This window comes from Streptomyces sp. Pv4-95, assembly GCF_045782725.1.
Classification (GTDB): Bacteria; Actinomycetota; Actinomycetes; order Streptomycetales; family Streptomycetaceae; genus Streptomyces.
This window is the reverse complement of sequence record NZ_CP127172.1, coordinates 4121711-4145632: the sequence shown is the minus strand read 5'-3', so window position 1 is coordinate 4145632 and position 23922 is coordinate 4121711. Positions and strand designations below refer to the sequence as shown.

General features: G+C 67.8%; 19 protein-coding genes. 8 read left to right on the top strand and 11 right to left on the bottom strand.

Annotation, left to right across the window (positions count from 1 at the left end; translation table 11 throughout):
* Window positions 1-101 precede the first annotated feature (101 nt).
* Together murJ and QOM21_RS18160 are read right to left on the bottom strand one after the other, a co-directional pair.
* A complete protein-coding gene (gene murJ / locus QOM21_RS18165) occupies window positions 102-2309 on the bottom strand; it encodes a murein biosynthesis integral membrane protein MurJ (protein ID WP_407551393.1) in 2208 nt (735 codons plus the stop codon).
* 46 nt (window positions 2310-2355) lie between these two features.
* Window positions 2356-4677, bottom strand: a complete 2322-nt coding sequence (locus QOM21_RS18160) for a DUF6049 family protein (protein WP_407551391.1) — start codon at window positions 4675-4677, stop codon at window positions 2356-2358.
* 180 nt (window positions 4678-4857) lie between these two features.
* Here QOM21_RS18160 and QOM21_RS18155 point away from each other — a divergent pair, with 180 nt between their 5' ends.
* Window positions 4858-6330 carry a CCA tRNA nucleotidyltransferase gene (locus QOM21_RS18155; RefSeq protein ID WP_407551389.1) on the top strand — a complete coding sequence of 491 codons (1473 nt, stop codon included), beginning with the start codon at window positions 4858-4860 and terminating at the stop codon, window positions 6328-6330.
* 100 nt (window positions 6331-6430) lie between these two features.
* Here QOM21_RS18155 and QOM21_RS18150 read toward each other — a convergent pair whose 3' ends face one another.
* From QOM21_RS18150 to QOM21_RS18135, 4 genes are all read right to left on the bottom strand, one after another.
* Complete coding sequence (locus QOM21_RS18150) at window positions 6431-6988, bottom strand: hypothetical protein (RefSeq protein WP_407551388.1); 558 nt, start codon at window positions 6986-6988, stop codon at window positions 6431-6433.
* A gap of 90 nt (window positions 6989-7078) precedes the next feature.
* On the bottom strand, window positions 7079-8359 hold the full coding sequence (locus tag QOM21_RS18145; RefSeq protein ID WP_407551386.1) for an MFS transporter: 1281 nt from the start codon (window positions 8357-8359) through the stop codon (window positions 7079-7081).
* An 88-nt stretch (window positions 8360-8447) separates the two neighbouring features.
* The gene (locus QOM21_RS18140; RefSeq protein ID WP_407551384.1) at window positions 8448-9530 is read right to left on the bottom strand and encodes an inositol-3-phosphate synthase; all 1083 of its coding nucleotides are present in this window, start codon (window positions 9528-9530) and stop codon (window positions 8448-8450) included.
* A 46-nt stretch (window positions 9531-9576) separates the two neighbouring features.
* Entirely contained in the window at window positions 9577-10257 is a 681-nt protein-coding gene (locus QOM21_RS18135) for a PadR family transcriptional regulator (protein WP_407551382.1), read from the bottom strand.
* Window positions 10258-10618: 361 nt separating this feature from the next.
* Between QOM21_RS18135 and QOM21_RS18130 the strand changes: the two genes are divergently transcribed.
* Both QOM21_RS18130 and QOM21_RS18125 read left to right on the top strand, forming a co-directional pair.
* On the top strand, window positions 10619-13267 hold the full coding sequence (locus tag QOM21_RS18130; RefSeq protein WP_407551380.1) for a transglycosylase domain-containing protein: 2649 nt from the start codon (window positions 10619-10621) through the stop codon (window positions 13265-13267).
* Between the two features lie 131 nt (window positions 13268-13398).
* Window positions 13399-14880, top strand: coding sequence for a glycosyltransferase family 87 protein (locus QOM21_RS18125; RefSeq protein ID WP_407551378.1), 1482 nt, complete (start codon window positions 13399-13401; stop codon window positions 14878-14880).
* 92 nt (window positions 14881-14972) lie between these two features.
* On the opposite strand, the gene QOM21_RS18120 is transcribed toward QOM21_RS18125, so the two are convergent.
* From QOM21_RS18120 to QOM21_RS18110, 3 genes are all read right to left on the bottom strand, one after another.
* The gene (locus QOM21_RS18120; protein WP_393893023.1) at window positions 14973-16004 is read right to left on the bottom strand and encodes an alanine racemase; all 1032 of its coding nucleotides are present in this window, start codon (window positions 16002-16004) and stop codon (window positions 14973-14975) included.
* A gap of 65 nt (window positions 16005-16069) precedes the next feature.
* The gene (locus tag QOM21_RS18115) at window positions 16070-17188 is read right to left on the bottom strand and encodes a lipid II:glycine glycyltransferase FemX (RefSeq protein ID WP_393893022.1); all 1119 of its coding nucleotides are present in this window, start codon (window positions 17186-17188) and stop codon (window positions 16070-16072) included.
* Window positions 17189-17317: 129 nt separating this feature from the next.
* Entirely contained in the window at window positions 17318-17635 is a 318-nt protein-coding gene (locus QOM21_RS18110) for a hypothetical protein (protein WP_407551375.1), read from the bottom strand.
* Window positions 17636-17865: 230 nt separating this feature from the next.
* On the opposite strand from QOM21_RS18110, the gene rpsF reads away from it, so the two are divergent.
* The 4 genes from rpsF to rplI all read left to right on the top strand — a co-directional run bounded on the left by rpsF (window position 17866) and on the right by rplI (window position 19650).
* Complete coding sequence (gene rpsF / locus QOM21_RS18105) at window positions 17866-18156, top strand: 30S ribosomal protein S6 (protein ID WP_003978891.1); 291 nt, start codon at window positions 17866-17868, stop codon at window positions 18154-18156.
* Window positions 18157-18238: 82 nt separating this feature from the next.
* Complete coding sequence (locus QOM21_RS18100; RefSeq protein WP_407551373.1) at window positions 18239-18838, top strand: single-stranded DNA-binding protein; 600 nt, start codon at window positions 18239-18241, stop codon at window positions 18836-18838.
* 110 nt (window positions 18839-18948) lie between these two features.
* Window positions 18949-19185: a 30S ribosomal protein S18 gene (gene rpsR, locus QOM21_RS18095; protein ID WP_003978893.1), complete on the top strand. Its 237-nt coding sequence runs from the start codon at window positions 18949-18951 to the stop codon at window positions 19183-19185.
* Window positions 19186-19203: 18 nt separating this feature from the next.
* Complete coding sequence (rplI, locus tag QOM21_RS18090; protein ID WP_393893019.1) at window positions 19204-19650, top strand: 50S ribosomal protein L9; 447 nt, start codon at window positions 19204-19206, stop codon at window positions 19648-19650.
* A gap of 87 nt (window positions 19651-19737) precedes the next feature.
* On the opposite strand, the gene QOM21_RS18085 is transcribed toward rplI, so the two are convergent.
* Together QOM21_RS18085 and QOM21_RS18080 are read right to left on the bottom strand one after the other, a co-directional pair.
* Window positions 19738-20604 carry a trypsin-like serine peptidase gene (locus QOM21_RS18085; protein WP_407551370.1) on the bottom strand — a complete coding sequence of 289 codons (867 nt, stop codon included), beginning with the start codon at window positions 20602-20604 and terminating at the stop codon, window positions 19738-19740.
* A 39-nt stretch (window positions 20605-20643) separates the two neighbouring features.
* Complete coding sequence (locus QOM21_RS18080) at window positions 20644-21981, bottom strand: MATE family efflux transporter (RefSeq protein ID WP_407551368.1); 1338 nt, start codon at window positions 21979-21981, stop codon at window positions 20644-20646.
* A 477-nt stretch (window positions 21982-22458) separates the two neighbouring features.
* Between QOM21_RS18080 and dnaB the strand changes: the two genes are divergently transcribed.
* Window positions 22459-23916 carry a replicative DNA helicase gene (gene dnaB / locus QOM21_RS18075; RefSeq protein WP_407555716.1) on the top strand — a complete coding sequence of 486 codons (1458 nt, stop codon included), beginning with the start codon at window positions 22459-22461 and terminating at the stop codon, window positions 23914-23916.
* Window positions 23917-23922 lie beyond the last annotated feature (6 nt).

Here is a 23922-nt window from a genome sequence, read left to right as displayed (position 1 = left end):
TCCTGCCTCCCCATCCGTTGCAGGCTCAATGAGCCAAGACAATTGTGCCCACAGTCCGCCACTATGCACGACACACGATGGCGGTCGATGGTTGTGCTCGGTCAGCGCCCCAGCTTGGCGCGAACCATGCCCACCAGCGCATTCAGCTCATCGATCCGCATCTTGCGAGCGGCGACGAAGAAGACGCCCAGAAGTGCGGCGCCACCCCCCACGAGAGCTGAGAGCGAGCCGAGAACACCGGTGCCGAGCGCCTGCATGATGCCGTAGACGGCCGCCCCGGAGATGATGGTGGCCGGGATGCTCGCGCCCGCCAGCCGCGCGTAGGTGCGGACGATGTGCGCGGTGTCGAGGTCACCATTCATCCGCTTGCTCAGGCGGCGCCAGGCCACTCCGACGCCGATGATGTAGGCGAGGCCGTAGGAGGCCGCCATGCCGATCACGGCCCAGCGTGCGGGCAGGACCAGGAAGCAGAGGGCGGACGCCGCGGCGTTGACGGCGGCGACGATCACCGTGTTGTAGAAGGGGGTGCGGGTGTCCTCGTACGCGTAGAACGCGCGCAGGATGACGTACTGCACCGAGAACGGAATCAGGCCGACACCGAAGGCCATCAGCATGTATCCCATCGGGACACCGGCGCCGGACGAACCGTAGACCAGGGTGCACAGCGGAATACCGAGAGAGAGGAACCCGAAGGAGATCGGGACGATGGCGACCGCCGAGGTGCGCAGGCCCTGGGACATGTCGTCCCGGACCGCGCCGGTGTCACCGTCGTGGGCCGACCTGGCCAGCCGGGGCAGCAGCGCCGCCATCACGGAGACGGTGATGATCGCCTGCGGCATGTTCCAGATCAGCTGCGCGCTGGCGTAGGAGATGAAGCCCGTGCCCGGGTGGCCCTGCTGGTCGGCGGTGTTTCCGGCCCAGGTGGACAGCTGGGTGACGACCAGGACGCCCGCCTGGTTGGCGAGGACGAAGAGGACCGTCCACTTGGCGAGCTTGGCGGCCTTGCCCAGGCCGTGCCCTCGCCAGTCGAAGCGCAGCCGCAGTTTGAAGTCCGCGTCGCGCAGGTACGGGATCATCGCCAGGGCCTGGACGACGAGACCGAGGAGGGTGCCGATGCCCAGCAGGCGGATGCCCTCGGAGGGGATCGTGGTGACACCGATGTGCGAGGTCTCGGCCGAGCCGTAGACGCCGATGAACAGGCCGAACGTGGCGATCATGACGATGTTGTTGAGGACCGGAGTCCACATCATCGCGCCGAAGCGGCCGCGGGCATTGAGGACCTGGCCCATGACGACATGGAGGCCCATGAAGAAGATCGTCGGCACGCAGTAGCGGGTGAACGCGACGGCGACCTCGTTGGCCGCCGGATCCCGCGAGATGTCGAAGGAGACCAGCTTCACCAGGAGAGGAGCGGCGAACACCGCGAGGACCGTCAGCGCACCGAGGATCACGATGACCAGCGTGAGCAGCCGGTTGGCGTAGGCCTCGCCGCCGTCCTCGTCCTCCTTCATCGCCCGCACCAGCTGCGGGACGAAGACGGAGTTCAGGCCGCCGCCGATGGTCAGGATGAAGATCATCGTGGGCAGCTGGTAGGCCACCTGCCAGGAGTCACCGAGAACCGCGCCGCCGAGCGCCGCGACGATGAGCGCCGAGCGGATGAAGCCCGTGAGCCGGGAGACCATCGTGCCCGCGGCCATCACCGCGCTGGACTTCAGGAGGCTGGAGGCGCGGCCACCGGAAGGCTTTCCGCCGGCCGCCGCCACAGGAGCGGCTTCCGGCGAGGGCGCGCCTGTCTGCGGCCCAGTCTCGGGCGCCTGGCCTGCTGCGGCTTCGGGCGAGCCCGCGGGGCGCTGCGGATCGTAAGGCTGCTGCTGGTCCCGGAAGAGATGCGCGAAGGCGTCAGGCTCCGGGCGTTCTTCCGCGGCCTGGGTGATCAGGTCGTCGACGCCCACGAACTGTGTCGTTGCCGCGGCGTCGCCGTAGGGAAGATTGCGCGTCGGGCCTTGCGGCTCGGGTGGCGGCGGCGAGGCCCACAACTGCGGATCGGGTGTGTGCTGTGCGGCCGGCGGCTGCTGATACAGCGGATGCGGAGCCTGGCCGGGGGGCGGCGGCGGGTGCGCGGCGCGGTCGTAGAGCGCCTCGGCAACGGGATCCTGCGCCGTCGGGTCCTGGGCGTGGTGCGGATCGTTGCGGTAGGCGTCCTGGACATAGGGGTCCTGGGCCGCAGGGACCTGGGGCGTCGCAGGGACCGGCCCCGGGGGGTCGCCGTGGGCGCCCCGGCTGCGGTCACCGTCGTACGGCGCATTCATCGCTGCCCCACCTCATCCGTCGCCGGCCATCCGGCCCCGCCATCTATCAACGGTCCACTTTCTCACCTGAGCCGGACGCGTCCGGGCTTTCCGAACCGGTGTCCGGCGTGGGGTCACTCGGCTGCTCGGGCGTATCGCCGTCCGTGCCGCCGTTGTCGCCGTCCGTGTCTCCCCCACCCTCGGAACCGTCGCCGTCGTCGCCGTCGGGCCCGTCGTCGCTGCTCTCGGCGGCATGCCGCTTGCGCTGAAGATAGATCCGCACGCCGGCGAGGACGAGCAGCAGGACACCGCCCGCGATGACGAGCATGACCGTCGCGGTGATCTCCGTGACGTTCACCTGGAACGTCATGGGGTCACCGTAGGGCTTGCCGTCCGATGTGTAGAGCTGGGCCGTCACCCAGGCCCGACCGTTGGCGTTCGCGGTGGTGTCGAACTTGAACGACTGGCTGTGGCCGCCGTCCACCTTGATCCGCTGCGACGTGCCCGCGTCCAGACGGTTGGGCTGCGACGAGCTCAGCTCCAGCGTCATGCCCTCGACACCCTGGACGAGGTTGTTCTGCACCGTCACCGGAATCGTGGCGCTGCGCCCGGAGAGCGTCGCGTCCGACTTCTGGATCAGGCTGACCTTCTTGGTCAGACTGCTGAGGTAGCTCCGAACGGAGTTCCGAAAGCCCGTGGCGCCCGAGGAATCACCCCGCCACGAGGTCGACATCTCGCGCATTATGGCGGTGCCGAACGGCGTGACGACGCGTTCCGGCTGGTCGAGGATCACCTGGAACTCGTCCAGCGCGGACTGGGTGTCCTGGATCTGCCGGAAGGCCTCGGTCGGCAGCTCCTGCCTGCGGAGAGAGGCCGGATAGTTCGCTCCGCTCGGCACCTGTCGGTTGGCCGACGGATCCGGTTTCGCCTTCGCGGCGCGGCTGAGGTCCAGGGGCTGCGTCCAGCGCTCCGACTCCAGGGTGCGCAGCGCGGAGGCCATGGCCTGGGCCTGGCCGGCCGACGGCATGCGCTGCGGCGCGACGACGATGCTGCGCTGCCGGCCCGGACTCTGCCGGCCGATCATCTGGGTTTGGGCGAGAAACTCCTGGACCGCGTGGGTCGCGTCCCCGGCATTGGCCATGTCGCCTTCGAAGGCGCGGGAGAGTCGTGCGTCCGCGACGACCGCCGTGTTGCCTCCGCCGATCGGCCGGGCCGCCGTCGGCGTGTACGGCACGCCGGGGTCGCGGAGGCTGTCGCTGCGGCTGATGACGTTGTGCGCGCCGGCCGAGGTGGCGACGTCCACGATCGAAGAGTCGATCGCGCCGTCGACGGGCCAGGCGAAGTCCGTGCGCGGCTTGACGCCGAGAACCGTGTCGACGGTCTTCGCGGCGAGCTCGGTGGCCGGCCCGAGATGGCTCAGGGCCCTGGGCACGCTCTTGCCGTGGTGAGCGAGCGAGGCCAGATCGGGATCGGCGAACGGCAGCGCGACCACCTCGTGGGTCTTCACCGCTTCTTCGAGGTCGGTCAGCCACTGCCTGGCGACCGCCTGGTTCTTGCCCGTGGGGCCGTCGGCGCCGTCGACCTTGTAGGTCTTGGCCATCGCGTCGACGGTGGCGAGCAGGTCGGGGTCGATGACGAATGTCACCGGCAGGTTCTTGCCGAGTGCCACCATCTGCTGCAGACGGCCGCCGGGGGCGATCTCCGCAGCGAGATCGTCATTGCGGAACACCGGCGTCTGCTGGGCGTCGGGGTCGGTCTCGGCGGTGAGATGTGTCGAGGAGATCAGCGGCCACATGTACGTGAGCTGCGTCTTCTTCTCCGCGTCCGACTCCTGCCAGGGCAGGAACGTCCGGTCGATGCCCAGCACGTGCTCGTAGGGCGCGGCCGGAGTGTTGCCCGACAGCGAGACACCGAGCTGGTACACGCCGTCCTCGCCGAGGTGGAGGTCCTTCACCGGCACGCTGAGGGTGAAGGAGCGGCTCGCACCGGCGTCGAGCCTGGCGACCTTCTCGGTGTGGCCCTTGACCTCCTGGCCGTCCACGCCCGGGATGTAGCCGGTGCGCTTGGCCGCGGCATCGATCGCGCTCCGCCCGCCGAGGGCCGAGCTTCGGCTCATCCCGACATGCGCATCGGTGATCGCGGTCTTGCTGTCGTTGGTCAGCGTCCCGGAGACCGTGACGGTGTCGGACTTGGTGGGAGCCGACGGGGTCATCGAGTCGATGGTGACGTCGACGGCGTGGGAGCCCGTCGGAGCCGCCTGCGCGGAGGGGGCCTGTGGGACCTGGAGCAGCCCCACAAGCAGGGGTACTCCGGTGAGCAGTGCCACGGTCCTTCTCAGCCATCGACCACGCGGCCGTTCAGTCCCCTGGAACCCTGCCGCCTCGGCCACGCGCTCGCCCGTCCCTCGTCGTCGTCAGTGGTCGTCGGAATGTGCGTCCACGAATGGTAACGAGGCCCGCTGCGGCGTGGTGCCGGGGACTGCGCCACATGATCGTGGGCCGGGGACCGGATGTCTGTCCCCTTAATAGGGTGCCGCCTCGTGCGGCACAGGCACGTACTCTGTTCTGTTGTGCCGAACGCCAACAATGACATCGCCCCGCAGCCCGACCGGACTCCGCAGTCGACGAACGCGCTGAGTCACGTACAGCGCCGTGCCGTGAGCGAGCTGCTGCGGGTGTCCCCCGTCGCGGACGACCTGGCCCGCCGCTTCCAGGAGGCCGGGTTCACGCTTGCCCTGGTCGGCGGGTCGGTCCGGGACGCGTTGCTCGGCCGCCTCGGTAACGATCTCGACTTCACCACCGATGCTCGCCCCGAAGACGTCTTGAAGATCGTTCGCCCCTGGGCAGATGCGGTCTGGGAGGTCGGCATCGCCTTCGGCACCGTTGGCTGCAAGAAGAGCTCGTTCGACATCGAGGTCACCACCTACCGCTCCGAGGCGTACGACCGCACCTCGCGCAAGCCGGAGGTGTCCTACGGCGACTCCATCGAGCAGGACCTGGTCCGCCGTGACTTCACGGTGAACGCCATGGCGGTGTTCTTGCCGCAGAAGGAATTCGTGGACCCGCACGGCGGCCTGGAGGACCTCGCGGCCCGTGTTCTGCGGACACCGGGGACCCCGGAGGAGTCCTTCTCCGATGATCCGCTGCGGATGATGCGTGCGGCCCGTTTCGCCGCCCAGCTCGACTTCGAGGTCGCGCCCGATGTCGTCACCGCGATGAAGGCCATGTCCGAGCGCATCGAGATCGTCTCCGCGGAACGCGTGCGGGACGAGCTGAACAAGCTGATCCTGTCGCCGTACCCGCGCAAGGGACTGCGGCTGCTCGTCGACTCGGGTCTGGCCGAACGTGTCCTGCCGGAGCTGCCGGCCCTCCAGCTGGAAAGTGACGAGCATCACCGTCACAAGGACGTCTACGAGCACTCGCTGACGGTGCTGGAGCAGGCGATCGACCTCGAAGAGGACGGGCCTGATCTGGTGCTGCGGCTGGCGGCTCTGCTGCATGACATCGGCAAGCCGAAGACGCGGCGCTTCGAGAAGGACGGTCGGGTCTCCTTCCACCACCACGAGGTGGTGGGAGCGAAGATGACCAAGAAGCGCATGATCGCCCTGAAGTACTCCAACGACATGGTGAAGGACGTGTCGCGTCTGGTGGAGCTGCATCTGCGCTTCCACGGCTATGGAACGGGCGAGTGGACGGACTCGGCGGTTCGTCGCTACGTCCGGGACGCCGGCCCTCAGCTCAAGCGGCTCCACAAGCTGACGCGCTCGGACTGCACCACGCGGAACAAGCGCAAGGCCAACGCGCTGTCGCGGGCGTATGACGGGCTCGAGGAACGCATCGCGCGGCTGCAGGAACAGGAAGAGCTGGAGGCGATCCGGCCTGACCTGGACGGCAACGACATCATGAAAATTCTGGGCATCGCCCCCGGCCCTGAGGTCGGTAAGGCGTACCAGCACCTGCTGGAGATGCGGCTCGAGCACGGTCCGATGGAGCGGGACGCCGCGGTGGCCGTGCTCAAGGAGTGGTGGGCCGCCCAAGGCTGAGGGCGGACGGTGCTGTGTTTCACGTGAAACGGCCGGTGGTGAACCGCCCTGTTTCACGTGAAACACAGCGTGCCGCTACGACGCGACCGGGTGGCTCGCTCTACTTCTCAACGGTGAGGCAGAGCACGAACCTGGTGTCGGAACCCCTCCGGCGGTGCTGGCTCTCCCCGTAGGACGTGGTGTTCTGGGGGCAGAGGGACGTGTCGGTGGTGTCCGTGTGCACCTCCGCGACCTTGTACTTGGCCTCGGCCGTGCCGCAGTCGACCACTTCGAGGTCGGGGTTGATCTGGTTGCCGTTGTTCTTCATGCAGTCCCCGACCTCCGCGGTGTCCGCGTCGTCCCAACTGCTCACCCAGAAGAACGCGCCGACGATCAGCGCGAGGACGACGCCGATGCCCTTCAAAATGGCCATCGGGGAACGGCCGCGGGACGGCCTCGAGGGCGGAACAGGGGAACCGCCCTGCATGTAGGGCTGCTGCGGCGCCTGCGGGTAACCGGGCGGGGGCTGCTGTCCGTAGGGCGCCTGCTGCTGGGGATATCCATAGCCGGGCTGCGGCTGCCCGTACGGAGCTTGGGGTGCCTGGGGGGCCTGCGGGTACGGGTTCTGGCCGTACGGCTGCTGTCCGTATGGGTACTGGCCCTGCGGCGGTGTGGTCATGAGTGATCCCCCGTTTTTGAAGTGTCCAGGCTGATATTCGACGCCCGTAAGGTACCGGGTGCGTCAGCGGCCTTCGCAAGGGATGGGCGTCTAAGGCCAGGACGGCGGTGTCTTGCGGAGCCCATTGCGGACCATTGCCGCGAAGACCGTCGCGTAGAGGCAGGCCACGAAGATCAGCAGAGCAGTAGATCTTCCGTCCGGCGGCAGCATGAGGGCGGCGACCGCCGCGGCGCCGACGAAGGCGACGTTGAACAGCACGTCGTAGACGGCGAAGATCCGGCCGCGGAAGGCGTCGTCGACGAAGGACTGCACCACGGTGTCCGTGGAGATCTTGGTGGCCTGGGTGCCCAGCCCCAGCACGAATGCGGCTGTCAGCATCGGCGCCGGTGCGAAGAAGAGGCCGAGGGCAGGCACCAGCACCGCGCCCAGGGCGGCGCAGAAGGCGATCCAGCCGAAGGGGTTGAGCCGTTCGACGGCCCAGGGGGTGAGGAGAGCGGCGGCGAAGAAGCCCGCTCCTGAGACTGCGACGGTGAGGCCGAGCAGGCCCAGGCCGTCCGCTTCATCAGAGGTCCAGGCGTAGCGGCACAGCATGAGCACCATGACGGTCAGGGCGCCGTAGCAGAACCGGACCGTGGTCATGGCGGCGAGCGCGCGTGCCGGCGCGCGTCGCTCCGCCAGGTGCCGTATGCCCTCGACGAGCCCCCTCACCGTGCTCAACAAGGCTTCTCCGAGGTGGGGTTGGAGCTCGGAAGGGTCCGGCCCCAGCGACCCCGGAGTCAGTCGCAGCGCCGTGACGGACGAGCAGAAGTAGAGGGCCGAGGCGAGCAGTACGACGATGGCATCCGCGTCGGGTCCGGCCAGCCGCACCGCCAGGGCGAGCCCGCCACCAGCCGTCGCGGCGAGCGTTCCTGCCGTGGGCGTAAGGGAGTTGGCCATGACGAGCCGCTGTTCGCTGTCCACGACCCGGGGGAGAGCGGCGGAGAGCCCGGCCAGAACGAACCGGTTCACGGCGGTCACGGAGAGAGCCGAGGCGTAGAACAGCCAGTCGGGTACCTCGACCATGATCAGCGCCGCTGTCACGGTGGCCAGCGCCGTCCGCAGCAGGTTGCCGTAAAGCAGCACCTGCCGACGGCGCCAGCGGTCCAGCAGCACTCCGGTGAACGGCCCGAGGAGCGAGTACGGAAGCAGCAGGATCGCCATGGCCGAGGCGATCGCCGCGGGCGAGGTCTGCTTCTCGGGGGAGAAGACGACGTAGGCGGCAAGGGCCACCTGGTAGACGCCGTCCGCAGCCTGCGAGAGAAGCCGTGCGGCCAGGAGAGACCGGAAGTCGCGTAGGTGGAGTAATACGCGGAGGTCGCGCACAGCATGCATGGGGCACAGCTTCACACAGGCTCACACAACCCGCAGGCCTCCAGGTGCAATACCTGGAGGCCTGCGGAAAGACGGTGTGGTGGGCGCGTCAGCGCTCGACCTCGCCTCGGATGAACTTCTCGACGTTCTCGTGCGCCTCGTCGTCGAAGTACTGCACCGGCGGCGACTTCATGAAGTACGAGGACGCCGACAGGATGGGGCCGCCGATGCCCCGGTCCTTGGCGATCTTCGCGGCGCGCAGGGCGTCGATGATGACGCCGGCGGAGTTCGGGGAGTCCCAGACCTCGAGCTTGTACTCGAGGTTCAGCGGCACATCGCCGAAGGCGCGCCCTTCGAGGCGGACGTAGGCCCACTTGCGGTCGTCCAGCCAGGCAACGAAGTCCGACGGGCCGATGTGGACGTTGTCCTCGCCCATCTCGCGGTCCCGGATCTGGGAGGTGACGGCCTGCGTCTTGGAGATCTTCTTGGACTCCAGGCGCTCCCGCTCGAGCATGTTCTTGAAGTCCATGTTGCCGCCGACGTTCAGCTGCATCGTGCGGTCCAGGATGACGCCCCGGTCCTCGAAGAGCTTGGCCATCACGCGGTGCGTGATCGTGGCGCCGACCTGGGACTTGATGTCGTCACCGACGATCGGGACGCCGGCCTCGGTGAACTTGTCCGCCCACTCCTTGGTGCCGGCGATGAAGACCGGGAGGGCGTTGACGAAGGCGACCTTGGCGTCGATGGCGCACTGGGCGTAGTACTTCGCCGCGTCCTCGGAGCCGACAGGGAGGTAGCAGACCAGAACGTCGACCTGCCTGTCCTTGAGGATCTGGACGATGTCGACCGGGGCCTCCTCGGACTCCTCGATCGTCATCCGGTAGTACTTGCCCAGCCCGTCCAGGGTGTGGCCACGCTGGACCTGCACGCCGGCGTTCGGCACGTCGCAGATCTTGATGGTGTTGTTCTCGCTGGCGCCGATGGCGTCCGAGAGGTCGAGGCCGACCTTCTTGGCGTCGACATCGAAGGCAGCCACGAACTCGATGTCACGCACGTGGTAGTCACCGAACTGCACGTGCATGAGGCCGGGCACGCGGCTGTCCGGGTCTGCGTCCTTGTAGAACTCGACGCCCTGTACCAGCGAGGCGGCGCAGTTGCCCACGCCGACGATGGCTACGCGAACCGAACCCATTCCGGTTGCTCCCTGTGTTCTCGATGAGGGCCTGCACCGCAGGACCTCATGTGGTGGTGTCATCGGACGGATCCGGCCGGGTACCACCCCGGTGCCGGGGCAGGCCGCCCGTATCTCCTGACTGGTCCTTCTTGTCCTGCTCTGCGGGCTCCGGGGCGCGCTGATCGCGTCCGGCGCGCTCACTCTCGATGAGCTCGTTCAGCCACCGCACCTCGCGCTCCACGGACTCCATGCCGTGGCGTTGCAGTTCGAGGGTGTAGTCGTCCAGCCGCTCGCGCGTCCTGGACAAGGAGGTGCGCATGCGTTCCAGGCGCTCCTCCAGCCGGCTGCGGCGGCCTTCCAGCACGCGCATCCGGACGTCCCGCGACGTCTGACCGAAGAACGCGAAGCGGACGCCGAAGTGCTCGTCCTCCCACGCATCCGGGCCGGAGTGGGCGAGCAGCTCCTCGAAGTGCTCTTTGCCCGATGCGGTCAATCTGTAGACGATCTTCGCCCGGCGACCCGTCAGCGCCGCAGCCGGCACGCCCTCGGGCGCACCGCCCGTCTCCTCGATGAGCCAGCCGCTCGCGACCAGCGCCTTGAGGCAGGGGTAGAGGGTGCCGTAGCTGAACGCACGGAAGACGCCGAGTGAAGTGTTGAGCCGTTTTCGCAGCTCGTACCCGTGCATCGGCGACTCGCGGAGAAGGCCGAGGACGGCGAACTCGAGGATGCCGGAACGCCTGCTCATCCTCCGCCTCCCTGGCCTGGTGCACTCTTTATGTCGTCCTGATGTATCGACTCGATACATCCAGACGATAGAACGCTCACCCGGTCGGAACAAGTGGGGGATCGGTGAACGGCGTCACATCACCAATTTGCTCGACCCGTCCTGACTGATTTGGAGTGAATTTCAACGCTGGGCAGGTTTTGGCCGTGCGTAGTCTGTGCGGCATGCAGACTGCCGGGAACCGTGGACCTAGTTGTGGCGTCCCTGTCCTCGGTGTAGTGCGGCTCGCGCGTCAGGAGCGGGTCGTGCATCGGGGGGACCTGAAGACAACTGCCGCCTTCAGGCGACGAGATAGCGCGCCTGCCCGAGGAGTATTCGTTCCATGAGCGAGCACCGTCGCAAACCGCCACAGCCGCAGGGTGGCGGACGTGCCGCGGCCCGACGCGCCGCGCAGCAGCCAACAGGGCGTCGCGCGGCGCCCTCACGTGGCTCCGCTGCCGGTTCTGTGCCCAATTCCGATCCCTACGGCCAGGAGCGTCCGACAGGCGGCCGGGCCGAGGCTCGCAGGGCCGCACAGCGCGGCGGTCGCCGGCGAGCGTCCGACCGGGAGGCGATGGCCTCCGGCGGAGGTGGCGCCGGACGTGGAGGTGGAGGCCGACGCCGCACCGGCGGTGGCGGAAACGGCCCTGAGGGGGGTCGTGGAGGCGGGCAGCCGTCGAGGAAGCGCTTCATCGACTACCCGCGCGCCAACCGCTCCGGCTGGCGCCGCTTCGTCCCGTCCTGGAAACAGGTATCGGGCCTGATGGTCACCTTCCTCGGCCTGATCGTGGGAGCGGCCGGCGTCGCGCTGGCCGTGGTGGAGGTACCGGACGAGAGCAAGGCCGCACAGCAGCAGAACAACGTCTACCTGTGGTCCAACGGCAAGGTGATGGCGCGGGACGGCGAGGCGAACCGTCAGAACGTCAACATCGGCGAGATCCCGGTCCACATGCAGAACGCGGCGATCGCGGCGGAGAACGCGTCGTTCTGGTCGGACTCGGGTGTCGACCCCATGGGTATCGCCCGCGCCCTGTTCAACATGGCCAAGGGCGGCGAAACCCAGGGTGGCTCCACCATCACCCAGCAGTATGTGAAGAACGCGATCCTGACTCAGGAGCAGACGCTTGAGCGCAAGTTCAAGGAGCTGTTCATCTCGATAAAGGTGGGCGCGAAGGTCGACAAGCGCAAGATCCTCCAGGGCTACCTGAACACCAGCTACTACGGTCGCGGTGCCTACGGGATCCAGGCGGCGGCGCAGGCGTACTACGGCAAGGACGCCGCGGAACTCAAGCCCGACGAGAGCGCCTTGCTGGCGACCGTGCTCAAGGGTGCCGACCTGTACGACCCCGCGGGTGGTACGGGCCCGAACTCCGACCGGGCCGCGAACACCAAGCGTGCGCAGGCGAGGTGGTCCTGGATTCTCGACCGCGAGGTCGAGAACAAGCTCATGTCGAAGAGCGAGCGCGCCAAGTACACGGTGAAGAACTTCCCGATGCCCCACGACCCGAAGCCTGTGGCCAGCAAGAAGGGCCAGATCGGGTACTTGATGGACACCGCGAAGAAGTATGTGCTGAAGCACGGCGTCGGTGAGCGGCAGTTCGACAAGGGCGGCTACACGATCCAGACCACTTTCGACGAGGGTCGGACCAAGGAGCTGGAGGACTCCGTCAAGAAGGTCGACAAGCGGTATATCGACCCGAAGGAGCGCCTCAAGGACAAATACGTCCAGTTCGGTGCAGCTTCCGTGGTGCCGGGAGACGGCAAGATCGTCGCCTTGTACGGCGGCGAGGGCTACGACAAGGGCCACTTCAGCAACAACGCCGACACCTTCGGCGTGCCGGTCGGTTCCACCTGGAAGCCGTTCGTGCTGGCTGCGGCGATGCAGGACGGGACGAGTCACAGCGGCCACCAGCCGATCTCCCCGGATAGCCGCTACAACGGCAACGACCACCTCAAGGTGAAGGACGCGCAAGGCAATTACGTCCTGAAGCGGGATAACTCGCCCTTCTATCAGGAAAACGAAAGCGCCCGTCGCTGGGGATACATCCCGCTGACGAAGGCGATGGAGCAGTCGGTGAACACCCCGTTCGTCCAGCTCGGCATGGACGTCGGGATGGACAAGGTGCGGGACATGGCGCAGGCCACCGGCATCTCCGAGGCCAGCTTCGACAAGAACCTGAACCCGTCCTTCGCGCTGGGCACCTCCACTCCGAGCGCCATCCGCATGGCCGACGCCTACGCGACCTTCGCCAACTCGGGAACGAAGGTCGAGCCGTACTCGGTGACAAAGCTGACGTCCGGAGGCGTGGAAGTGCAGGGCTTCGACAAGCCCGAGCAGGAGTCGGCGATGGATTCCAACATCGCCAACAACGTGACCGAGGTGCTGGAGAACGTCATCCAGAACGGCACGGCGAAGGACGCGAAGCGTCTGGGCAGGCCGGCCGCCGGTAAGACCGGCACCACCGACCAGAACAAGTCGGCCTGGTTCGTGGGGTACACCCCGCAGCTTTCCACCGCCGTCACGATGTTCCGTGAGGACCCGAAGAACCCTCGCCAGCTGTCGATGAACGGCGTTGGTGGGTTCGACTCGATCCACGGTGGTGCGCTTCCCACCGAAGTGTGGACCGAGTACATGCTGCAGGCGATGAAGGGGGTTCCGGCGAAGCCCTTCCCGCTTGCCCAGCCCATCGGTACGCGTGTGGACCAGGAAGGCATGCCGAGCCCGACTCCGTCGCCGACGCCGTCGGAGGAGCCGTCCGAGACGCCTTCCGGGACGCCTAGCGGCTCTGCTTCCCCGAGCGACTCCCCGAGTCCCACTCCGACGGAGACCTGCTCCGACTGGGACGTCAGGTGCAAGGAGAACGGTGGAGCCACTGGTGGAGACACCGGTGACCCGGGCGGTGGCACCGGTGGCGATACGAGTCCCACGCCCGATCCGGGCAATGGAAACGGCGGTGGGTTGTTCGGCGGGCCCAACGGCACGGAACCCTGATGATCGACCCCGGTTTCACGTGAAACGGTGACCGTTTCACGTGAAACCGGGCCAACGAAGCCCTCGACCCGGCTGGACCGGGCGGGGGCTTCGTCGCGTTCGCGTGAGGGCTTTGCGGCAGGATGGGGCCCATGACGAGCGTGCGACAGGACGAGCCCGTACGGCCGACGAGGCGGGATGAGGTGGCCGCGGCCGGAAGCGAGCTGATCGGCGGCCCGGCCGGCCGGCATGCGCTGCTCGGAACGAGCTGGCTGACACCGGTCCGGGTCATCGCGCTCGTCGCCATCGGCATGTTCGCGCTCGGCATGGTGCAAAAGCTCCCCTGCTACAACGGTGGCTGGTTCTTCGGCGCCACGAGCCAGTACATCCACGCCTGTTACTCCGATATTCCTCATCTCTACGCCGGTCGAGGCTTCGCGGACGGGTTGATCCCGTACTTCGACCGACTGCCCGGTGACATGGAGTACCTCGAGTACCCGGTACTGACCGGCGTCTTCATGGAGGTCGCCTCGTGGATGACTCCTGGCAGCGGCACGATCCAGCACCGTGAACAGATCTACTGGCTGGTCAACGCCGGCATGCTGATGGCGTGCGCGGCGGTCATCGCGGTGTGCGTGGCCCGTACGCATCGGCGGCGCCCCTGGGACGGTCTCCTGGTCGCCCTGGCGCCCGCCTTCGCACTCACCGCCACCATCAACTGGGACCTGCTGGCCATCGCGCTGACCGCGGCCGGAATGCTGATGTGGGCGCGCAGCCGCCCGCTGGCTGCCGGTGTCCTGATCGGACTGGCGACCGCGGCGAAGTTGTACCCGGTACTGCTCCTGGGGCCCCTGCTGGCCCTCTGCTGGCGCGCGGGGGCCTGGCGTGCGTACGGCAAGGCCGTGGCGGGCGCTGTGGTGGCGTGGCTCGTGGTGAACCTGCCGGTGATGGTCATGCACGACGCGTCCGGATGGCATATCCGGGAGGGCTGGGCGAAGTTCTACACCTTCAGCCAGGAACGGCCGATCGACTTCGGCTCGGTCTGGTTGCTGATCTCCCAGCGGACCGGAAACCCGCTCGAGGACGCCAACACCTACGCCACGCTGCTGATGCTCCTGGGCTGCGGAGGCATCGCACTCCTGACGCTGTACGCGCCGCGCCGGCCACGGTTCGCCCAGCTCGCGTTCCTCGTCGTGGCGCTGTTCATTCTCACCAACAAGGTCTACTCACCGCAGTACGTCCTCTGGCTGATCCCGCTCGCCGCGCTGGCCAGACCGCGCTGGCGGGACTTCTTGATCTGGCAGGCCTGTGAGGTCATGTACTTCCTGGGGATCTGGATGTACCTCGCCTACACGGGCAACGGTGACAAGCACCAGGGACTGCCGCTGGACGGCTACCAACTGGCCATCGTGCTGCACCTGTTGGGGACGCTCTACCTTTGCGCGGTGATCGTGCGGGACATCCTGCTGCCGGAACGCGATGTGGTCCGCCAGGACGGGGACGACGACCCGTCGGGCGGCGTGCTGGACCGTAAGCCCGATGTGTTCGTCCTCGGGCGGGGCCATCACGCACCGCGCCACGCGATGCATTTCGAGGGCCGTCCGCGGGTGCGCTGGGGCGCTGTGCGGGACTGACCGCACAGCCTGGCCAACGGCTGAGGGCCCGGTGCCGCAGAGATTCCTGCGGCACCGGGCCCTCAGTGGTTCCCGGAGTGGATGCGGCTGCTTCAGCGCTCCACGAGGCGGTCGAACTGGGTGGTGGTGTGGCGCAGGTGAGCCACCAGTTCGTCGCCGACCTGCGGTTCGGGTGCGTCACTGGGAACGAACAGGATCGACACCTGCATGTGCGGGGGTTCCGCGAACCAGCGCTGCTTCCCGCTCCACACGTAGGGCGCGAGGTTGCGGTTGACGGTCGCCAGGCCGGCCCGGGCCACACCCTTCGCACGGGGCATCACACCGTGCAGGGCCTTGGGCGACTCCAAACCCACGCCGTGCGAGGTGCCACCGGCCACCACGACCAAGTAGCCGTCGGAGGCGGCCTTTTGCTGGCGGTAGCCGAACCGGTCGCCCTTCGCCACGCGTGTGACGTCGAGAACCGAGCCGCGGTACTCCGTGGCCTCGTGGTCGCCGAGCCACAGTCGCGTTCCGATCCTGGCGCGGAAGCGCGTCTGGGGGAACTGCTGCTGGAGCCGGGCGAGTTCGTTGGCCTTGAGGTGGCTGACGAACATGGTGTGCAGCGGGAGCCGGGCGGCCCGCAGCCGGTCCATCCAGCCGATGACCTCATCGACCGCGTCGCTCCCGTCGGTGCGGTCGAGCGGCAGGTGGATCGCGAAGCCTTCGAGCCGGACGTCTTCGATGGCGGCGGCCAGCTTCGGCAGGTCCTCCGGCGTGACGCCGTGCCGCTTCATGCTGCTCATGACCTCGATGACGACCCGGGCACCGACCAGGCCGCCCACGCCCTCGACCGAGGAGACCGAGCGGATGGCCCGGTCGGGCAGCGGCACCGGCTCCTCGCCGTGACGGAAGGGAGTCAGCACGAGCAGATCACCGCTGAAGAAATCCTTGATGCGGGCTGCTTCGTAGGTCGTACCGACCGCCAGGATGTCGGCACCGAGGCGGGTCGCCTCATCGGCAAGGCGCTCATGGCCGAAGCCGTAGCCGTTGCCCTTGCAGACCGGGACCAGCCCGGGGAACTGCTGGAGAACGCTCTGCTGATGCGCCCGCCAGCGCGCGGTGTCGACGTAGAGGGTGAGCGCCATGGCCGGGCCCGGAACCTTTCTCGTGGCTGGGGTGTGTCAGAGGTGCGATCGATGCGGTGGAGCGGTCAGCGCCGCGACATGTAGATGTCGAGAGCCTTGTGCAGAAGCTTGTTGAGCGGGAAGTCCCACTCACCCAGGTACTCCGCTGCCTGCCCACCCGTGCCGACCTTGAACTGGATCAGGCCGAAGAGATGGTCGTTCTCGTCCAGGGAGTCGCTGATGCCGCGAAGGTCGTAGACCGTGGCGCCGAGTGCGTAGGCGTCGCGCAGCATCCGCCACTGCATCGCGTTGGACGGGCGGACCTCACGCTTGTGGTTGGCGGACGCGCCGTAGGAGTACCAGACGTGGCCCCCGACGATCAGCATCGTGGCGGCCGCGACGTTCTCGCCCTCGTGGCGGGCGAAGTAGAGGCGCATGCGGTTGGGGTCCTCGGAGTTGAGGGCCGTCCACATCCGCTGGAAGTAGCTGAGCGGCCGCGGCCGGAAGTGGTCGCGCTCCGCGGTGATCTCATACAGCCGCTGCCACTCGGCCAGCTCTTCGTAGCTGCCCTGGACGACCTCGACGCCGGCCTTCTCGGCCTTCTTGATGTTGCGGCGCCACAGCTGGTTGAAGCCCTTGTGGACATCCTCCAGGGAGCGCTCGGCCAGCGGCACCTGGAAGACGTAGCGGGGCTGCACGTCACCGAAGCCGGCGCCGCCGTCCTCGCCCTGCTGCCAGCCCATGCGGCGCAGCTTGTCGGCGACCTCGAAGGCCCGCGGCTCGATGTGGGTGGCCTCGACGTCGCGCAGGCGCTTGACGTCCGGGCTCTGGATGCCGGACTTGATCGCAGCGGCGTCCCAGCGGCGGATGACGACCGGCGGGCCCATCTTCACGGAGAAGGCGCCCTGCTGCTTGAGGTGGCGCAGCATCGGCTGGAGCCAGTCGTCCAGGTTCGGCGCGTACCAGTTGATGACCGGGCCCTCGGGCAGGTACGCCAGGTAGCGCTTGATCTTGGGCAACTGGCGGTAGAGGACCAGTCCGGCGCCGACCAGCTCGCCGTTGGCGTCGAACCAGCCCAGGCTTTCGGACCGCCATTCGGCCTTGACGTCTGCCCAGGCCGGGACCTGCATGTGGCTGGCCGCGGGCAGGCTCTGGATGTATGCCAGATGCTGCTCTCGGCTGATGGTCCTCAGGGTCAGGCTCATGCGGGGCGCTCCTCGGCAGGTGTGTCCCCATGGTCGGGGCTCCGGCTCTCGCGCCGAAGCCTACTGTGACCGGGGAGCGCCCCGTCTGGGCCGTACGGGGCTTGGCCCGTACGGCCCTCGGATGGAGGGCTAACCGAGTACGCCGCCGAAGAGGCCGCCGTGGGCCATACCGAGGAAGAAGCCCACGGCCGATGCCCCCAGACCGATGATCAACAGGAAGCGTTCGCCTGTCGTCGAGGAGATGAACTGGCCCCAGGCCCCGGTGGCGATTCCGACGAGGCCGGCCCAGGAGCTGACCAGGTGCAGGCTGTTCGAGAACGTGGTGAAGATGGCGACCGCTCCGAGCACCAGCGTCACGGCGATCATGGTGTTTTCGACGGGATGGGCCTTGCCGTCGCTGTTGAGCAGCGAGAGCAGGTTGCGCTGGGTCCTTACTGCCTGTGCCATGCGGCACCTCCGACTGACAGGGCGGCGCACTGTAACGCCGCTCACACCCGTTGGGTTCCAGACTGGGGGTGCGGTGGTCGGATTTCAACCAGAAGGCTTGAGGCAGGTACTCTGTACGGTCTGCGCCCATGTCTGTCCGGATGATCTGGCCGGGCTCGGCGCGGAACGCATCAAGACCCTCCTGCCACGGAACGACCGTGGCCGCTGAGTCCAAAGGAGGTGGGTTCTACATGCGTCACTACGAGGTGATGGTCATCCTCGACCCCGATCTCGAGGAGCGCGCTGTCTCCCCGCTGATCGAGAACTTCCTCTCCGTCGTCCGTGAGGGCAACGGAAAGGTCGAGAAGGTCGACACCTGGGGCCGTCGTCGTCTCTCTTACGAGATCAACAAGAAGCCCGAGGGCATCTACTCGGTCATCGACCTGCAGGCCGAGCCTGCGGTCGTCAAGGAGCTCGACCGTCAGATGAACCTGAATGAGTCGGTCCTCCGGACCAAGGTCCTCCGTCCCGAGACCCACTGACCGCGTAAGCGTTCAGCGGTAACCGGGTCCGAGTAGCAGCAACACCAGCAGCCAGCAGCACACCCGCCGAGAGGTTCCCCTAATGGCAGGCGAGACCGTCATCACGGTTGTCGGCAATCTTGTCGACGACCCCGAGCTGCGCTTCACCCCGTCCGGTGCGGCGGTCGCGAAGTTCCGCGTCGCGTCCACCCCCCGCACCTTCGACCGTCAGACCAATGAGTGGAAGGACGGCGAGAGCCTGTTCCTGACCTGCTCGGTGTGGCGTCAGGCGGCCGAGAACGTCGCCGAGTCCCTCACGCGGGGTACCCGCGTGGTCGTGCAGGGCCGCCTCAAGCAGCGGTCGTACGAGGACCGCGAGGGCGTGAAGCGCACGGTCTACGAGCTCGACGTCGAGGAAGTGGGCGCGAGCCTCAAGAACGCCACGGCCAAGATCACCAAGACCAGTGGTCGTGGTGGCCAGGGCGGTGGCGGCTTCGGCGGCGGTCAGCAGGGCGGTGGCGGCCAGGGTGGCGGCGGCTGGGGCGGCGGCCCCGGTGGCGGCCAGCAGCAGGGCGGCGGCGGGGCTCCCGCCGACGACCCGTGGGCGACCAACGCGCCTGCCGGCGGTGGCCAGCAGGGTGGCGGCGGCGGTGGCTGGGGCGGCGGCTCCGGCGGCGGTTACTCGGACGAGCCGCCTTTCTAGGTCCGTACAGCTGGTTCGTCCCGGCGTCGTTTCACGTGAAACAGCGCCGCGAAACGGCCAGGGCCTCGAAGGCGTCAGCACAAACTTCTTGAACTCACTGGAGAGAGATAATGGCGAAGCCGCCTGCTCGCAAGCCTAAGAAGAAGGTTTGCGTGTTCTGCAAGGAGAAGATCTCCTACGTTGACTACAAGGACACGAACCTGCTGCGGAAGTTCATTTCCGACCGCGGCAAGATCCGTGCCCGCCGAGTCACCGGCAACTGCACTCAGCACCAGCGTGACGTCGCCACGGCCGTGAAGAACAGCCGTGAGATGGCGCTGCTGCCCTACACGTCCACCGCGCGATAAGGGAAGGGTGACCGACAAATGAAGATCATCCTCACCCACGAGGTCTCCGGCCTCGGCACCGCTGGCGACGTCGTTGACGTCAAGGACGGTTACGCTCGCAACTACCTGGTCCCGCGTGGTTTCGCGATCCGCTGGACCAAGGGTGGCGAGAAGGACGTCGAGCAGATCCGTCGCGGTCGCAAGATCCGCGAGATCGCCACGATCGAGCAGGCCAACGAGGTCAAGGGCCGTCTCGAGGGCGTCAACGTGAAGCTGGCCGTTCGCGCCGGCGACGCGGGCCGCCTGTTCGGCTCCGTCACCCCGGCCGACGTCGCTTCGGCGATCAAGGCTGCCGGTGGTCCGGACGTCGACAAGCGTCGTGTCGAGCTCGGCTCGCCGATCAAGACCCTGGGCGCGCACCAGGTCTCCGTGCGTCTGCACGCCGAGGTCGTTGCGAAGCTCGGCGTCGAGGTCGTCGCCGCGTAATCGCAGCACCCCAGCACAACGCTGAAGGGCCGTACCCCTCCTGGGGGTGCGGCCCTTCGCCGTGGGCGGATCACCGCCCGGCCGGTGTCAGTCCGCTTCCTGGGCCCGGCGGTAGAGCTTGGCGATGTCGTCGTCGAAGTACGCCGCGTAGGAGACGTCGTCCTCGCTGCCTCCGCCTTCGTGACCCCCCAGAACGCCGATGACCGTGCCGGTGTGACTCTTGGGGTCGTAGTCGGCCAGCCAGGGGCTGCCGCTCGTGCCGCCCTCGAAGTCCTTGCATCGGATGCGCAGCTGGGTCGAGGTGTGTTTCGTGGTGCGGTTCTGGCAGGAGATCGGCGTATCGCGGCTGGTGGGGTAACCCGTGATCTTGACTTCGTTGGTGAAGCCCCGGTCTATGCCGAGGGTGTTGCCACCGAGGACGTCCTGGATCTGTTCGCCGTCCTTCTTGGCCAGCACCAGGAACGCGACGTCGAGATCCTCGTCGTTCGACTTGGCCCAGCGGTCGTCCACCACGACCTTCTCGACCTTCCACAGGCCGGTGGGCTCCTCGCCGTCGCGGTAGTCGGGGGCGAAGACGAGGTCGTCCACGGGCGCCCCGGCGTCACTGTCGAAGGCGCAGTGCGCTGCGGTGATGAGCATGTTCCGGCCCGGGCTCTGCACCACGCTCGCGGTGCAGAAGTGCTCGCCGGAGTCGTCCTTCTCGAAGATCGCGCCGACCCTGGCGTTCTGTTCGTTGCGACGCGGGGTGTACGCGTCGCCGGCGCCGGCCGGGGCTGTGGCGGCGGGGTCCTGGTCCTCGGGCTCGTGCCCGGCCTCGCCGGACTTGCCGAAGCTGCTGCGGTCACCGTTCCCGCTGTGCGTTGCCGCTTCCTCCGTGGCGTACCCCACGATGGCTGCAGCCCCGAGGACGACGAGCGTCAAGGGCAGGATGGATTTCCTGGCAAGCGGGCGCACAGGCTCATTATCGGTACGGGCTGCGGATTGCGGGCCGGTTCAGCGGGAGGCCCCGGTCACAATCCAGCGCCCGGAGCGGGTGCGCAGCCAGAGCGTCAGCATGCGCACGGTCATCATCAGTGCCATGGCCCACCACAGGGCGACCAGGCCGCCGCCGAGGGCGGGGACGGCCAGTGCGACGGGGGCGAACAGGGCCAGTGTCACGACCATCGCTCCGGCGAGGTAGGGACCGTCGCCTGCGCCCATCAGCACGCCGTCGAGTATGAAGACGATGCCGGAGATCGGCTGAGTGACGGCCACGACGAGAAGCGTGGTCATCAGGGGGCCCTTGACCGCGGGGTCGGAGGTGAACAGTGGGATGAACACCGGGCGGGCGAGGGCGACCAGGACGCCGAGGACGAGACCTGAGGCGATACCCCACTGGATCATGCGGCGGCAGGCGGCCGTGGCGCCGTCCCGGTCCCCCGCACCGAGGTAGCGCCCGATGATGGCCTGGCCGGCGATGGCTATGGCATCCAGCGCGAAGGCCAGCAGGGACCAGAGGGTCAGCACGATCTGGTGGGCGGCTATCTCGGCGTCCCCGAGCCGGGCGGCGACCGCGGTGGCGATCATCAGCACCGCGCGCAGCGAGAGGGTGCGGACCAGCAGCGGGACACCGGCCTGGGCGGAGGCGCGTATGCCGGCCGCATCGGGGCGCAGCGAGGCACCGTGCCGCCGGGCGCCGCGGACCACCACGACGAGGTAGACAGCCGCCATGCCGCACTGGGCGATGACCGTGCCCCAGGCGGAGCCCGCTATGCCGAGGCCGGCGCCGTAGACGAGCGCGGCGTTCAGGGCGGCGTTGGCGGAGAATCCGCCCACGGCGACGTAGAGCGGGGTCCTGGTGTCCTGGAGGCCGCGCAGCACGCCTGTGGCGGCCAGCACGACGAGCATGGCCGGTATACCGAGCGCGCTGATGCGAAGGTACGTCGTGGCGTGCGGGGCGGCGGTGCCGGAGGCGCCGAAGAGGTCGACCAGCCAGGGGGCCATGGGCAGGACGGCGGCGATGACGGCGGCGCCGAGGAGGAGAGCGAGCCAGATACCGTCCATGCCCTGGCGGATGGCGGCGGCGAGGTCGCCGGCGCCGACCCGGCGGGCGACGGCCGCGGTGGTGGCGTAGGCGAGGAAGACGAAGACGGATACTGCTGTGGTCAGCAGTGCGGCGGCGACGCCCAGGCCGGCGAGCTGGGGGGTGCCGAGGTGGCCGATGAAGGCGCTGTCGACCATGACGAACAGGGGCTCTGCGACCAGGGAGCCGAAGGCGGGCACGGCAAGTGCGATGATCTCGCGGTCGTGGCGGCGGTCGGTGCGCCGGGGCGTCGCGGGAGCCTGTGTCATGCACTCAATCTAATCTTCCACAGGTAATAGATGCAACTAGCGTGCAGTCCTTACTTTCCGCTCTGTGGAGTTGCCTCCTCCGCGCCGTTTGCCGCGATCTTGAACAGGTTGGGGAAGTTTTTCTCCCCCACAGCCTATGGATGAGAAAATCGCAGGTCAGAAGGGTGGGGACGGAGTGATTGTGTGCTTGTCCACAGCGGTTTCCCCCGGCCCGTGCACAGGATCCGGTGGGTTCTCCACAGCTATGGGGCCGTCATCCACACGGCCTGTGGATAACCAGATTGGCGGACGGTGCCCGCGGGCCTACCGTGGTCCGGCACCCGCAGCCTGTTCCGCCGTGAGAATACGTCCGAACTCGACGCGCCGTAGCCGGAGTCGGGCGGCTCGATTGTCAGAGCTGTGCCGTAAGAAAGAGGAGCACAGCAAGGTCCGCGTCGCGGACGGGAGGAGGTGCCCGGGGTGAGCATTCCCGAGTCCATGGAAGACCCCTGGGCGGACTCCGGTCCGAGCGACCGGCTGCCGGCCGCCCGCTCCCGCCGTAACGACGGAAAGAACCGCGGCCGTGACCGCCAGGACCGCGGTGACGAAGACGGCGGCTCGTGGGCCGGCAGCTTCGAGCGTGTGCCCCCGCAGGACCTGGACGCCGAGCAGTCCGTGCTCGGCGGCATGCTGCTGTCCAAGGACGCCATCGCGGATGTCGTCGAGGTGCTCAAGGGCGATGACTTCTACCGGCCCGCCCATGAGCTGGTCTACCAGGCCATCCTCGACCTGTACGCCAAGGGCGAGCCGGCCGACCCGATCACCATCGCCGCGGAGCTGACCAAGCGCGGGGAGATCGCGCGGGTCGGCGGAGCGTCGTATCTCCACACCCTCGTCCAGTCCGTCCCGACGGCAGCGAACGCCGAGTACTACGCCGAGATCGTCCACGAGCGGGCGGTGCTGCGCCGGCTGGTCGAGGCCGGCACCCGCATCACGCAGATGGGATACGCGGCGGACGGCGATGTCGACGAGATCGTCAACAGCGCCCAGGCGGAGATCTACGCCGTCACCGAGCAGCGGACCAGCGAGGACTACCTGCCGCTCGGCGACATCATGGAAGGTGCCCTTGACGAGATCGAGGCGATCGGTTCGCGTCAGGGCCAGATGACGGGTGTGCCCACGGGCTTCACCGACCTGGACTCGCTGACCAACGGTCTGCACCCGGGCCAGATGATCGTCATCGCGGCCCGTCCCGCCATGGGTAAGTCGACACTCGCGCTGGACTTCGCGCGGGCCTGTTCGATCAAGAGCAACCTGCCCAGCGTCATCTTCTCGCTCGAAATGGGCCGCAACGAGATCGCCATGCGCCTGCTGTCCGCCGAGGCGCGGGTGGCGCTGCACCACATGCGCTCGGGCAGCATGACGGACGAGGACTGGACGCGGCTGGCACGCCGGATGCCCGACGTCTCGGCCGCCCCGCTGTACATCGACGACTCGCCGAACCTGTCGATGATGGAGATCCGCGCGAAGTGCCGTCGGCTCAAGCAGCGCAATGAGCTGAAGCTGGTGGTCATCGACTATCTGCAGCTGATGCAGTCCGGTGGCTCGAAGCGCGCCGAGAGCCGCCAGCAGGAGGTCTCCGACATGTCCCGAAACCTCAAGCTGCTGGCGAAGGAGCTGGAGCTCCCCGTCATCGCGCTCTCCCAGCTGAACCGAGGCCCGGAGCAGCGGACGGACAAGAAGCCCATGGTCTCCGACCTCCGTGAGTCCGGCTCCATCGAGCAGGACGCCGACATGGTGATCCTGCTGCACCGTGAGGACGCCTACGAGAAGGAGTCCCCGCGCGCCGGTGAGGCCGACCTGATCGTGGCCAAGCACCGTAACGGCCCGACGGCGACGATCACCGTGGCGTTCCAGGGCCACTACTCGCGCTTCGTGGACATGGCGCAGACCTGATCCCTG